Genomic DNA, 13497 nt, shown 5'->3' with positions numbered 1-13497 from the left:
GCCCGATTTCCGGTTTGTGCGCGCGGGCCGCGTTCGACGCGGCTGCCGCGCGTTCGGCGCTGCATTGCGGCTTCGCACAAAATCCTGCGCTCGGGAATTTTGCAGCGCTGATCTATGCGATGCTTTTGCACGTGCGCTTTTGCATGTGCGGTTTTCCACGTGTATTACGCATCCACAATGCGTAATGCACCGTGTTTCGAACCCGAAATCCATTGCCACAAAACAACTGAATCGACGGGGCCGCACGCTTCGGAGGAGACACAGCCATGACGCATATGTTCGAAGCGGGACTCGCCCGCCGCGAGGCCAATCATGTTCCGCTGACGCCAATCGATTTCATCGCGCGGGCCGCCGAAGTCTATGGCGACCGGCTGGCCGTCGTACATGGCGACGTGCGCCGCACGTGGCGCGAGACGTATGAGCGCGCGCGGCGTCTTGCGAGCGCGCTGCAACGCGCGGGCGTCGCGCGCGGCGAGACCGTGGCGGCGCTACTGCCCAACATTCCGCCGATGATCGAAGCGCATTTCGGCGTGCCGATGGCGGGCGCCGTGCTCAATACGCTGAATACCCGGCTCGATGCCGCGTCGATCCTGTACATGTTGCGGCACGGCGAGGCGAAAGCGCTGATCGTCGATAGCGAATATGGAGAGCTTGCGCTGCGCGCCGCGCGCGAGTTTCCGCAATTGCGCATTATCAGTGTCAGCGATGCGCAGCCCGCCGATACTCGTCATTTTCCAAATGCGACCGACTACGAAGCTTTCCTGCAAGAGGGCGATCCGCAGTTCGCATGGACGCCGCCCGCCGACGAATGGGACGCCATCGCGCTCAATTACACGTCGGGCACGACGGGCGAGCCGAAGGGCGTCGTCTATCACCATCGCGGCGCCTATCTGAACGCGCTCAGCAATATCCTCGAATGGGATATGCCGAAGCATGCGGTGTATCTGTGGACATTACCGCTCTTTCACTGCAACGGCTGGTGTTTTCCATGGACGGTCGCGGCGCGCGCGGGCGTCAACGTGTGCCTGCGCAAATTCGATCCAAAGCTCGTATTCGATCTGATTCGCCGCGAGCGCATCACGCACTATTGCGGCGCGCCCATCGTGCAAAGCGCGCTGGCGAATGCGCCTGCCGAATGGCGCGACGGCATTGCGCACCGCGTGTCGACGATGGTTGCGGGCGCGGCGCCGTCGCCTGCTGTGATTGCCCGCATGAAGTCGATCGGTTTCGATCTGACGCACGTGTACGGCTTGACGGAAGTGTATGGGCCCGCCTCCGTCTGCGCGAAGCAGGACGCATGGGACGCGCTCGACGACGACGAACGCGCGCGGCTCAACGCGCGCCAGGGCGTGCGCTACCACTTGCAGGCGGCCGTCGACGTGCTCGACCCCGATACGCTCGAACCCGTGCCACGCGACGGCGAGACGATCGGCGAGCTGATGTTTCGCGGCAATATCTGCATGAAGGGCTATCTGAAGAACGAGCGCGCCACTGAGGCCGCGTTCCGCGGCGGCTGGTTCCATACGGGCGATCTCGGCGTGATTACCGCAGACGGCTATGTGCGCATCAAGGACCGCAGCAAGGACATCATCATTTCCGGCGGCGAGAACATTTCGAGCATCGAGATCGAGGATGCGCTGTACCGTCATCCGGCCGTGTCGGTGGCCGCCGTGGTCGCGATGCCGGACGCAAAATGGGGCGAGGTGCCGTGCGCATTCGTCGAACTGAAGGATGGCGCGGACGCGAGCGCCGAGGAAATCATTTCGCATTGCCGTCAATTGCTCGCCGGATTCAAATTGCCTAAAGCGGTCTTCTTCGGCGAATTGCCAAAAACCTCGACGGGCAAGATCCAGAAATTCGAATTGCGCGCGCGCGTGAAGTCGTCGAGCGCGATCGATCAGGAGCCTGGGAAAAAGTAGCATGCTTATGGTCCGACCATCGCAAACGTAGAGCCCATGCCGCTTTCCGCAGCTATCAAAGCACCGCGTCTGACGCGCACACGCGGGAATGAATGCTAGAATCCCGAGAAATCAGGGAAGCGACCTTGGCTCTTCAAGGTTCATGGCGAATTCCAGTACGCACCATGCGGGTTTTTCGCCGCCATTCAATCTGTCGGAACGCGCTGACAACTTCATTCGGCAGAAGTTGGTGGATCCGTATTAAGGCTTCGCTGCAAGTGCGAAGCCAATAATCTATTTAACGCGTGCTTATTGGCCGCGTAATTCGATACGTTATCGGCACGTTATGAAAGAGCGAGAGGAACATCGGACGCTCGACCTCGACGGTCAAGCTCGTGAGCGGCTGGTCTTGTGGATCCGTCGCCGCATGGATGAATTTGGCATTACGCTTGAAGCGCTCGAAGAGGCGCTGATCGCCGATGCCGCCGTGCCGAAATACCGCGACGCGTTCGGGCACGAATGGGACGGTAAGGGCGACCGCCCCGACTGGCTCACGCGCGCCATCAACGCTGGTCAGGACATCGAGCATTTCCGCGTCTGAGCGCCGCATTCGCGGGCGCTTCTATTGTTTTTTGCCTTCTCGTTTCCGCTTTCCTGCGCAGCGCCGCGCGACTGTTTTCATGGAGGCACCGCCATGTCCGACACGATTCCGCAACCGGCTGGATATAGCAGCGAAGAATGGGCGACGCGCTGTGAGCTTGCCGCGCTGTATCGGCTGATCGCGCATTTCCGCATGACCGATCTGATCGACACGCACATCACCGCGCGCGTGCCCGGTCCCGAGCATCACTTTCTGATCAACCGCTATGGCGTGCTCTTTCACGAGATGCGCGCGTCGGATCTCGTGAAAATCGATCGCGACGGACGCGTCGTTGAAGCGGCGGACAAGGTCGCTGCCGATCCGAAGCAGTATCGCGTGAATGCGGCGGGCTTCACGATCCATTCGGCTGTGCATACTGCGCGTCCCGACATGCACTTCGTGATTCACACGCATACGTCGGCCGGCTCGGCCGTGTCGGCGCAAAAGCACGGCTTGCTGCCGATCAGCCAGCACGCGCTGAAGTTCTACGGCGCGCTCGCGTATCACGACTACGAAGGCATTGCGCTCGATCTCGGCGAGCGGGAGCGCCTCGTCGCCGATCTCGGATCGTGCAACGCAATGATCCTGCGCAATCACGGCCTGCTGGCGGGTGGCAAGTCGGCGGCAACGGCGTTTCAGGAGATTTACTTCCTCGAACGTGCGTGTCAGATCCAGATCGACGCGCTCGCGGGCAATGCGGAATTGACGCTGCCGCCCGAGCATGTGCGCAAGCTCACGGCTAGCCAGTTCGCACGCGACGATGAAGAAGGCATCGCGGAGCTGGCGTGGGAATCGGCTTTGCGGTTGATCGATAATTCGGTTTCGGATTACCGCAGTTGACCCACGGCGCAGCGCCACGAAACGCAGACGAAAAAAAGCCCGCATCAAAGCGGGCATCCAAAAACTGCTCGGAGTTTCGTTGCGCGATTTGACTCGCGCAACGCATCCTAACGTTCATTTGTGAACAGGCGATGAACCCTTGCATCGAATGCATGCGAGGTCGCACGCCGTGCATCGCATCACAGGTCGAAGAACACCGTTTCCTTCGGGCCTTGCATGTGGATGTCGAAGCGATAGACCGCTTTGCCGCCATTCGTTTCGCGCTTTGCGACAAGCGTTGCGCGGCGCTCGGCGGGCACGCTCGCGAGCACGGGGTCCTTGTCGTTCGCGGCGGCTTCGTCGTCGAAGTAGACGCGTGTGAACGTGTGCAGCAGCATGCCGCGCATCGTCACGATCACGTTCAGATGCGGCGCTTCGTCAGGCGACGCGCGCCCCGGTTTCACTGTCTCGATGATGAAGCGCTTCTGCGGGTCCGTGCCCGTGCCGAAGCGCGCAAAGCCGCGAAAGCCCGTCTTCGCCACTTCTTCGCGCGACTGCGGATAGCGTCCGTCGCTGTCCACCTGCTGCACTTCGATCATCGCGTCGCCGATCACCGCGCCGTCGGCGTCGAACACCTGGCCGACCAGCGTGATGTGCTCGCCCGCTGCCTCGCGGTCGGCGAGAACGTTCGTGAACAGGCTCTTCAGATCGAAATTGTATTGCTCGGGGCACAGGCCGTATGCGAAGTACGGTCCGACCGTCTGCGAAGGGGTTTGCTTAAGCGTCGTCATGATCAGCGCTCCATCGGAGTTTCGTTCGGGCCGCGCAGCACGATGTCGAATTCATAGCCGAGCGCGTAGTTTTCCTGGGTCACGTCCAGCGTGAAGCGCGAGATCAGACGGTCGCGCGCGCCTTCCGGCGTGCCCTGGAAGATCGGGTCGTACTGGAGCAGCGGATCGCCGGGGAAATACATCTGCGTGACGAGACGCGAGCCGAAGTAGTCGCCGAACAGCGAGAAGTGGATGTGGTTCGGACGCCACGCGTTCGGGTGATTGCCCCACGGATACGCACCGGGCTTGATCGTCATGAAGCGGTAGCGGCCTTCGTTGTCGGTCAGGCAGCGGCCCGCGCCGAGGAAGTTCGGATCGAGCGGCGCGTCGTGCTGGTCGTTCTTGTGCACATAACGGCCGGCAGCATTCGCCTGCCACACTTCGACCAGCGTGTTGCGCACCGGGCGGCCGCCTTCGTCGAGCACGCGGCCCGTCACGATGATGCGTTCGCCGAGCGGCTCGCCGTTTTTCGCGGCATTGCGCGTCAGGTCGTTGTCGAGCGCGCCGAGGTCTTCCGCGCCGTAGACGGGCACGCGCTGGTCGCGCAGGCGCTCTTTCAGCGGAATCAGCGGGCGCGTCGGGCCGCGCTTGACGGACGATCCATACGGCGAATGGACATAGGCGGGATGCGAGGGGAAGTCGCGCGGACTCAGAATGGAATCGTCCATCAGGTGTCTCCTTGGGGGATTCGATTTTGGCTAGTGGATGACGTGACTTTATAGAAGCCGAGAAGTTATGCAAAATGACGTTTTTTCCCATCTCGTATAACGATTCGTTATGCAACGCAGCCTCGCGGACAGTCGTGTCAAATTCCGGCATCTGCAGTGCTTTCTTGCCGTCGCGCAGTTTGGCGGCGTGCAGAAGGCGGCGGAGAGCCTGTCGATCACGCAGCCTGCCGTGTCGAAGACGGTGGCCGAACTGGAAGAGATTCTCGGCGTGCGCCTGTTCGAGCGCGGCCGGCACGGCGCCGTGCCGACGCGCGAAGGCCAGCTCTTCATGCCGCACGCCAGCGCCTGCGTGAGCGCGCTGCGGCAGGGCGTCGATCTGCTCGCGCGCGTGGAAGGCGAGGCTGCCGCGACGCTCGATATCGGCGTGCTGCCGACCGTCGCGACGTCGCTCGTGCCGCCCGTGATGCGCCTGTTCGGCGAGCAGTGGCCGAACGCGATCGTGCGGCTCAAGACGGGTTCGAACACTGAACTGCTGGAGCGTCTGAAGGCGGGCGCGATCGAGTTCGCCGTGGGCAGGCTGGCCGACCCCGAGCGCATGGTGGGGCTGACGTTCGAGCAGCTGTATAGCGAGCCCCTCATCGCCGTGGTGCGCGCGGGGCATGCGCTGGCGTCGGGCGCGCTGTCGTCCCCCACGCGCCTGCTGGAGTTTTCCGTCGTCGTGCCGCCGTATGGGACGCTGATCCGGCAGTCGGCGGAAAGTCTGCTGCGCGCGTGGGCCGTGCCGCCGCTGTCGTCGTTCATCGAGGTGCTGTCGGTGTCGGTGGGGCGTGCACTCGCGCTCGAGAACGACGCCGTGTGGTTCGTGCCGCGCAGCGCAATCGAGTACGAACTGGCGCACGGCTTGCTGGTCCCATTGCCGTTGCCCGTCGCGGGCACGGAGGAACCCGTCGGTCTGATCCTGCGCTCGGACACGCAGCCAACGCCCGTCGGCCGCGCGCTGATCGATGCCGTACGCAAGGTCGCGCGCGAGCGGCTCGCGCGCCATGTGCAGGCGCGTGCGGAAGAGGGGCGGGGTAAGACCTCGGCGAGGAGCCGCGCGAAGCGCGACGCCGGGAGTGACGCCAAAGTGGACGTCGGTGTTGACGCGGGTGTTGACGTAAAGCGCGACGCGAGCCATGGTGCAACAAAGCGCGCCGCGAAGCCACAAGGGGACAAAGCCTCGGGAACGTCACGCAGGAAGGTGCATCTTTGAACCGATTAGTACAAAATCGAGGTTGCACGAGTGGCGCTGCACGGTGTAAAACACGGTGCGCGGCGCCCCGATCCGCGCGCTTGCCGAGTTGAAACAGCACGATTCATGGAGATGCACATGCCCAGCGACCTGCCGACCCCTGCCGACGCGCTCAAGGCCGTTGCGGACCCGGAGCACAATCCGCTCGGCACGGCCGGCATCGAGTTCGTCGAGTTTGCCGCGCGCCATCCGCATACGCTCGCCGACACCTTCGTGAAGCTCGGCTTCAAGCCGATCGCGCGCCACATCAGCAAGGACGTGACGCTGTTCCGTCAGGCCGATATGAATTTCCTGCTGAATGCCGAGCCGGATTCGTTTGCCGAGCGTTATGCGGAAGAATATGGCGTGGGCATTTGCGCGATCGGCATTCGCGTCGCCGATGCGCAGCGTGCTTATGACCGCGCGACCGAACTCGGCGCGTGGTCGTTCGAAGGTGAGCGGATCGGCAAAGGCGAGCTCACGATTCCCGCCATTCAGGGCATCGGCGATTCACATATCTATTTCGTCGACCGCTGGCGTGGACGCGGCGGCCAGAAGGGCGGCCTCGGCGACATCTCGATCTTCGACATCGACTTTCGCCCCATCGAGCCGAGCACCGCGCAGGCCGATCTGAGCCACGCAGGCACGGGGCTCATCGCCGTCGATCACCTGACGCAAACGGTCGGCGCGGGCCGCATGCAGGAATGGATCGACTTCTATCGCGAGCTGCTCAACTTTCGTGAGATTCACGAGCTGCATGCGAACTGGCATGTGTCGGCGGAATCGCGCGTGATGGTGTCGCCGTGCGGTGCGATCCGCATTCCGCTGTACGAGGAAGGCACGCGCCGCACGAGCCTGATGCATGAATATCTGCCCGATCATCCGGGCGAAGGCGTGCAGCACATCGCGCTCGCTACCGAGGATATCTTTGCCTGCGTCGACCAACTGCTCGCTAACGGCATCGAGCTGGTCGAGCCGCCGCCCGCCTATTACGAGCAGATTGGTACGCGTCTGCCGGGGCATGGGCTCGATATCGAGCGCCTGAGGCGCGGCCGGATTCTGGTCGATGGGGAGATTGGCGCGGATGGTGTGCCGTTGTTGTTCTTTCAGACGTTCGTGCGGCGGCGCGAAGGCGATATCTTCTTCGAAATCGTGCAGCGCAAAGGGCATCATGGTTTCGGTGAAGGGAATCTTAGTGCGCTTGCGCAGGCGCGGTCGGTGGGTTGAATTGGCGTTTTTGGTTTTTGGTTTTTGCTGCGCAAGCGGTGTGGTTTGCTTGGGTTTTCACTGGCATCCGCGATATGACTTACCACTTCACGCGTTGCCCCTGTGCGGGGCGGCACCTACTTTTCTTTGCCGCCGCAAAGAAAAGTAGGCAAAAGAAAGCGGCTAACACCGCCAGCCCGTGTTCTTATCCACGGGCGCCCAACGTCCCCACGCTTCACACGGTAGTGCCTTGGCTGGTGCTCGTTGCCAACGCTTTGAATGAATGCCTCACCCACTTCAAACACCCGCGCACGGGCGAACGGCAGCGAATGGTATGTGCCGCCCAGGTGGCAAACTGTGTGTAGGTTGTCGCGTCGTATCGCCTGGCGCTCTTACAGGGTGGAGCGCGTGCGCTATCGGTTCGGAGTGAGACGTGCGGAGCACAAGTGGCCGACACACAGTTTGCCACCTGGACGGCCGTGGGATATCTGGCACGGCATGATGCAGCGCGGGTGCGTGAAGCGGGTGAGGCGCACCGCAAGAGCGTTGGCAACGAACATGGGTCACGTGATTGCCGTGTGAAGCGTAAGACCCTTCGGGGGCCCTCAGGCAAATACAAGAGCTGGCGGTGTGAGCCGCTTTCTTTTGCCTACTTTTCTTTGCGGCGGCAAAGAAAAGTAGGTGCCGCCCCGCACAGGGGCAACGCTTGAAGCACGAAGGCATCACGCGGATGCCAGCAAAGACGCAAACCGCGGATTCGAGCACAGACGCAAACCGCGGACGCGAGCGCAAAACAAATGCGCGCTATTTCTTCGACGCGCTGCCGCCACCAGCAACCGGCAGATCAGCACTAGTCGCCATCCACAACACTTCCGCGTCCTCTTCGCTCGTCGAGACGGCGGCATGCCCCGTACGGCTGTCGAAATAGAGACTGTCGCCCGCGTTCAGATGCGTCGGCGCATACAGCTCCGAATACAGGCACACGCTGCCGCTGATCACATACAGAAATTCTTCGCCTTCGTGGCGGCCCCAATCGTCGAATGCGTCGAGCGTGTGCGCGGTGATGCGGATCCGAAACGGCAGCATCACCTTGTGCGCGAGGTCCGTCGCCAGCAATTCCATCTGGTAGCCGCGATACGCGTGACGCTGGCCCGCGTCCTTGCGCGTGAGCGCGCGTCGGCCGCTCGCGTTGACTTTCGGCGTCGAGCCGAACAGTTCGCCCAGATCGATCTTCAGACCTACGACGATTTTTTGCAGCACGTCGAAGGTCGGCGACATCAGGCCGTTTTCGATCTTCGACAGCGTGGAGCGCGATACGCCGCACAGGCGGCTGGCCGTTTCGAGCGTGAGGTCGTGCGCGAGCCGCGCGGCGCGCACGCGGCGGCCGAGGTCCGACGTCGAGCTTTCCGGCGACTTGGTGAGCGAGGTATCCATGGGCGTAAATGACTATGCAGCGTGATGCTTTCAGTGTTTCCGATCATAACATCGGCCTGTTTGCGGACCGCCGCGCGGGCGGGGCGGCGGGTTATGCAAGCAAGCGGATTTCCGATCTGAAACGCACCCGCAGAGTGTGCACGATGATGCATCGCGCTGAAAAGCTTCACGCGTACAAACTCGGGAAAACCCTCATTTTCCCCTCTTTTCGGCGTTTCACCGGTTCGCGCAAGTTCATGTCGCAACGCCGCTTGTCGCCACAATTGACGGCGTGTATAGTTTCCGAACTTACTTTTGTTTCGTATCGGAAATCAAGGGAATCCAGATGAACGCATCGAGCATCCTTGCCGATCTCGGCATTGCAGACGCAGCGCAAGCGGGCGACATCGCCGTCCATTCGCCCATCACGGGCGAACTCATTGGCCGCGTGGCCAGCCAGTCGACGGCGCAAGTCGATACGGTGCTGGCCAACGCGAAACAGGCATTCGAGCAATGGCGCAACGTGCCCGCGCCGCGCCGCGGCGAGCTCGTGCGCCTGCTTGGCCAGCGTCTGCGCGAGAAGAAGCAGGCGCTCGGCAGCATCATCACGCTGGAGACGGGCAAGATCCTGCAGGAAGGCCTCGGCGAAGTGCAGGAAATGATCGACATCTGCGATTTCGCGGTCGGCCTGTCGCGCCAGCTGTACGGTCTCACGATCGCATCGGAGCGCCCCGGCCACCGGATGGCCGAATCGTGGCACCCCATGGGCACCTGCGTCGTGATCTCGGCGTTCAATTTCCCGGCGGCCGTGTGGTCGTGGAATGCGGCACTCGCGCTCGTGTGCGGCAATGCCGTGGTCTGGAAGCCGTCGGAGAAAACGCCGCTGACGGCGCTCGCCGTCAACCAGATTCTCAACGAAGCGCTGAAGGAATTCGGCGATGCGCCGGCAGGCCTCACGGCCGTCGTCAACGGCGGGCGCGATGTCGGCGCGAAGCTGGTCGCGGACCCGCGTGCGTCGATCGTCAGCGCGACGGGCAGCACGGAAATGGGCCGCACGGTCGGCGTCGAAGTGGCGAAGCGCTTCGGCCGGTCGCTGCTCGAACTCGGGGGCAACAACGCGGGCATCGTCGCGCAGACGGCTGACCAGGAACTGGCGCTGCGCGGCATCCTGTTCTCGGCGGTCGGCACTGCGGGGCAGCGCTGCACCTCGCTGCGGCGTCTGTTCGTGCACGACAGCGTGTACGAGCAAACGGTCGAGCGTCTGAAGCAGCTCTATGCAAAGGTGCCGATCGGCAATCCGCTCGAAAAGGGCACGCTGATGGGACCGCTGATCGACAAGCAGTCGTTCGCGCGCATGCAGGAATCGCTGCAACAGGCGGCGGCGGAAGGCGGCAAGGTGTTCGGTGGCGAACGCGTCGAAGTGAAGGGCTATGAAAACGGCTACTACGTGCGCCCCGCGCTGGTCGAAATGCCGTCGCAAACGGGCGTCGTACTGAAGGAAACCTTCGCGCCGATTCTCTACGTGCTGCGTTACTCGGATTTCAACGACGCAATCGCGGCGAACAACGCTGCCCATCATGGTCTGTCGTCGTGCGTATTCACGACCGACCTGCGCGAAGCCGAGCGCTTCACCTCGGATTCGGGCAGTGATTGCGGCATCGCGAATGTGAACATCGGGCCGAGCGGCGCGGAAATCGGCGGCGCGTTCGGCGGCGAGAAGGAAACGGGCGGTGGTCGCGAGTCTGGCTCGGACGCGTGGAAGGCGTACATGCGGCGTGCGACGAACACCGTCAACTATTCGTCGGCGCTGCCGCTGGCGCAAGGCATCGACTTTAATATCGGCTGATGCTTCGGCGCGGCGTGCTCGGGCTTTGCAGTTCGTGACGCGCCGCGCTTTCTTCGATCAACCCGCTTAACGTTTCCAACCTGTCGCGGGCATTCGTTGCCCGCCGACCCGCTTCGTCTGGAGTGGCCTGTGAGTTCGAAAGTCGTCGTTGTCGGTGGAGGCGTGATCGGCAGTTCGATCGCGTATTTCTTGCGTTTGTCGGACCCGACGGTCAGCGTCACCGTGATCGAGCGCGATCCGACTTATGCGCGCTCGTCGTCGGCGTTGTCGGCGGCGTCGATCCGGCAGCAGTTTTCCACGCCGCTCTCCATTCAGATGTCGCTGTTCGGCATCGAGTTTCTGCGAACCATTGGCGAGCGTCTGGAGATCGACGGCGCGAAGCCTTCCATCGATCTGCACGAAGGCGGTTATCTCTTTCTCGCGACGCCTTCGGGCGAAGCGACGCTGCGCGAGAATCATGCGCTGCAAAAGCGTCTCGGCGCCGACATCACGTTGCTCGACAAGACGACATTGGTCGCGCGCTTTCCGTGGCTCAACACCGACGACCTGAGCGCGGGCGCATTCGGTGAGACGGGCGAGGGCTGGTTCGACGGCTACGGGCTCGTGCAGGCGTTGCGCAAGAAAGCGCAGGCGCTCGGCGCGCGCTATGTTGCCGATGACGTGACGGCGCTGCATCGCGAAGGGCGGCGCGTCACGCATGTCGTGACTTCACGCGGCGAGACTTTTCCTTGCGATGTCGTCGTGAATGCGGCGGGCGCGTGGGCGCGGCGGGTAGCGTCGATGGCGGGTATCGAGCTGCCTGTGTTCGCGCGACGCCGCAGCATTTTCAACGTCAGCTCGCCAGCGAAACTTGAACGCGCTCCGTTGCTGATCGATCCGACGGGCGTGTACTTTCGTCCCGAAGGCACGTCGTATATCTGCGGCACGTCGCCGTCGCCCAACAACGATCCCGACGACCTGCCGCTCGACGAAGTCGATCACGCATTGTTCGACGACGTGATCTGGCCGACGCTCGCACATCGCGTGCCGCAATTCGAGGCGCTGCGCGTCGAGCATTGCTGGTCCGGCTACTACGAATACAACGTGCTGGATCAGAACGCGATCATTGGTCATCACCCGGATGTCGACAATTGCATCTTCGCCAACGGGTTCAGCGGCCACGGGTTGCAGCAAGGACCCGCGACGGGGCGCGGTGTCAGCGAACTCATCTTGCACGACCAGTATGTGACGCTCGATCTCTCTTCACTCGGCTTTGCGCGCGTGCTGGAGAACCGGCCGATCGTCGAGAAAAACGTCGTGTGAGCGAAGCCGCCAGTTAGCTGCCGACGCGTTCCTTTTGTGCATCCACATGCTGGCCAATGCCGTTGCGTTGATCGGCCGTCCAGTATTCAGTGCGCACGCCGATCTGTTCCGACACGAACGGGCCGCCGCGCGTCGCGCGATAGTGCGCGAGCGCCTTGTAGACGAGGCGTTGCCCGACCAGCACGATCGGCACGTTGAGCAGTACCATCACGATGTTCATCAGATCGGACAGCGCCCAGAGATTGGGCAGTTCGAGTCCGGCCAGCACGGTCAGCGCGCCGAACGGCACGAACACCAGCGAGCCCACCACACGAATGCCCGTGATGAAAGCGCGGCTGCGCGAAATGAAATTCGCCGAAATCTCGGCGAACGAAATCATCCCTAGCAGCGTGGTAAAGGCGAACAGGCCGTAACACACGCACATCACGATCTTGACGGCCTGCGCGACCGACGCGGGCACGAGCGTTTGCACTGAAGCCAGATAGACCGTGATCTTCGACGCACGTACCGATTCCCACGCCTGACCGTCGACGGTGCCCGTCCACACATGCGCCATCACGACGATAAAGCCCGTCATCGTGCAGATGACCATCGTGTCGAAAAACACGCCAAGACTTTGCACGAAGCCCTGTTCGCACGGGTGATCGTTATCGGCGATCGCGGCCGCCATCGTGATCGTGCCTTGTCCCGCTTCGTTCGACATCAGCCCGCGCTTGACGCCTTGCGCAAGCGCAGTGCCGATCGCGCCGCCGAACAGCGCATGCGGCGCGAATGCACCGACGATCACCTCGTGAAAGAAGTACGGAATCAGCGGCAGGTTGATCGCGATGATGACCAGCGACATCAGGCAGAACAGCGCGGCCTTGATGGGGACGAGCACGTCGGTGTACGCGGTCACGCGGCGGATGCCGCCCATGATGATGAACGAACACGCGACGATCAGGCATGCCGCGATCGCGTAGTACACCGTCGACTGGCGGGCGAGATGCGTGCCCGTGACGGTATCGGCGATCGTGCCGATCGCGGTGAAGACGTTGAAGGTTTGTGGCGGCACATTGAACAGCGCATACACGATAAACACCAGCGACAGAAACGTGCCGACGATGCGCCGGTCGCCGAGTACGCGCCGTCCATAGAACGGCAGCCCGCCGACGAACTCGTCGTGCTTTTTTTCCTTGAAAAGCTGCGCGAGCGTGGATTCCATGAAGGCCGTCGCCATGCCGAAGAACGCGGCGACCCACATCCAGAACAACGCGCCCGGCCCGCCGACGGAAATCGCGCCCGTGATGCCGACGATATTGCCCGGCCCCGCGCGCATCGCCAGTCCGAGCATGAACGACGCGAGCGCGCTGACGCCCGTATTCGACGACTGCCGGCGCAACATGATGCGCACGATCTTGCCGACGTTCATCGTCTGGATGAAGCGTGTGCGGATCGAGAAGTGGATGCCGACGCCGACCAGCAGAAGAATCGCGAACGGGAATTGCCCGAGCACGGGAATCTGCGACCAGGCTTTGAAGTTGGTGGGAAAGTCCCAGAGGAAATCCGAGATGGGTGCAATGAAGGCAAAGAATGCGTTCACAGATTGGAAAAGATTTTCCACGC

12 protein-coding genes are annotated in these 13497 nt (G+C 62.4%); 8 read left to right on the top strand and 4 right to left on the bottom strand.

Annotated features, from left to right (window positions below):
- The first annotated feature begins 266 nt into the window (after positions 1–266).
- From SB822_RS13240 to SB822_RS13230, 3 genes are all read left to right on the top strand, one after another.
- Entirely contained in the window at positions 267–1919 is a 1653-nt protein-coding gene (locus SB822_RS13240; protein WP_079500412.1) for an acyl-CoA synthetase, read from the top strand.
- A 325-nt stretch (positions 1920–2244) separates the two neighbouring features.
- The gene (locus tag SB822_RS13235) at positions 2245–2499 is read left to right on the top strand and encodes an H-NS family nucleoid-associated regulatory protein (RefSeq protein ID WP_007731923.1); all 255 of its coding nucleotides are present in this window, start codon (positions 2245–2247) and stop codon (positions 2497–2499) included.
- A gap of 93 nt (positions 2500–2592) precedes the next feature.
- Positions 2593–3378, top strand: coding sequence for a class II aldolase/adducin family protein (locus SB822_RS13230; protein ID WP_079500411.1), 786 nt, complete (start codon positions 2593–2595; stop codon positions 3376–3378).
- A gap of 179 nt (positions 3379–3557) precedes the next feature.
- On the opposite strand, the gene pcaG is transcribed toward SB822_RS13230, so the two are convergent.
- Together pcaG and pcaH are read right to left on the bottom strand one after the other, a co-directional pair.
- Positions 3558–4148, bottom strand: a complete 591-nt coding sequence (pcaG, locus tag SB822_RS13225) for a protocatechuate 3,4-dioxygenase subunit alpha (protein WP_009771204.1) — start codon at positions 4146–4148, stop codon at positions 3558–3560.
- A gap of 2 nt (positions 4149–4150) precedes the next feature.
- Positions 4151–4855, bottom strand: a complete 705-nt coding sequence (gene pcaH / locus SB822_RS13220) for a protocatechuate 3,4-dioxygenase subunit beta (RefSeq protein ID WP_009771205.1) — start codon at positions 4853–4855, stop codon at positions 4151–4153.
- 109 nt (positions 4856–4964) lie between these two features.
- Here pcaH and pcaQ point away from each other — a divergent pair, with 109 nt between their 5' ends.
- Entirely contained in the window at positions 4965–6107 is a 1143-nt protein-coding gene (gene pcaQ, locus SB822_RS13215; RefSeq protein WP_009771206.1) for a pca operon transcription factor PcaQ, read from the top strand.
- Positions 6108–6224: 117 nt separating this feature from the next.
- Complete coding sequence (locus SB822_RS13210) at positions 6225–7352, top strand: 4-hydroxyphenylpyruvate dioxygenase family protein (protein ID WP_007735802.1); 1128 nt, start codon at positions 6225–6227, stop codon at positions 7350–7352.
- Positions 7353–8135: 783 nt separating this feature from the next.
- Here the strand turns inward: SB822_RS13210 and SB822_RS13205 are convergent.
- Positions 8136–8765 carry a helix-turn-helix domain-containing protein gene (locus tag SB822_RS13205; protein ID WP_007749582.1) on the bottom strand — a complete coding sequence of 210 codons (630 nt, stop codon included), beginning with the start codon at positions 8763–8765 and terminating at the stop codon, positions 8136–8138.
- 8 nt (positions 8766–8773) lie between these two features.
- Here SB822_RS13205 and SB822_RS13200 point away from each other — a divergent pair, with 8 nt between their 5' ends.
- The 3 genes from SB822_RS13200 (at position 8774) to SB822_RS13190 (ending at position 11892) form a co-directional block, all read left to right on the top strand.
- Positions 8774–9094: a hypothetical protein gene (locus SB822_RS13200; RefSeq protein WP_410854879.1), complete on the top strand. Its 321-nt coding sequence runs from the start codon at positions 8774–8776 to the stop codon at positions 9092–9094.
- Positions 9091–10590, top strand: a complete 1500-nt coding sequence (locus SB822_RS13195) for an aldehyde dehydrogenase family protein (protein ID WP_007749581.1) — start codon at positions 9091–9093, stop codon at positions 10588–10590. The genes SB822_RS13200 and SB822_RS13195 overlap by 4 nt, the downstream gene beginning before the upstream one ends.
- Positions 10591–10719: 129 nt before the next feature.
- On the top strand, positions 10720–11892 hold the full coding sequence (locus SB822_RS13190) for an NAD(P)/FAD-dependent oxidoreductase (RefSeq protein WP_410854878.1): 1173 nt from the start codon (positions 10720–10722) through the stop codon (positions 11890–11892).
- 13 nt (positions 11893–11905) lie between these two features.
- On the opposite strand, the gene SB822_RS13185 is transcribed toward SB822_RS13190, so the two are convergent.
- Positions 11906–13495, bottom strand: a complete 1590-nt coding sequence (locus SB822_RS13185; protein ID WP_410854877.1) for an alanine/glycine:cation symporter family protein — start codon at positions 13493–13495, stop codon at positions 11906–11908.
- Between the last annotated feature and the right edge of the window lie 2 nt (positions 13496–13497).

It is taken from the genome of Paraburkholderia sp. SIMBA_054 (assembly GCF_046534875.1).
Taxonomy (GTDB): domain Bacteria; phylum Pseudomonadota; class Gammaproteobacteria; order Burkholderiales; family Burkholderiaceae; genus Paraburkholderia; species Paraburkholderia hospita.
Note: the sequence above shows the minus strand (reverse complement) of the source record. Positions and strands in the feature narration are given on the sequence as shown.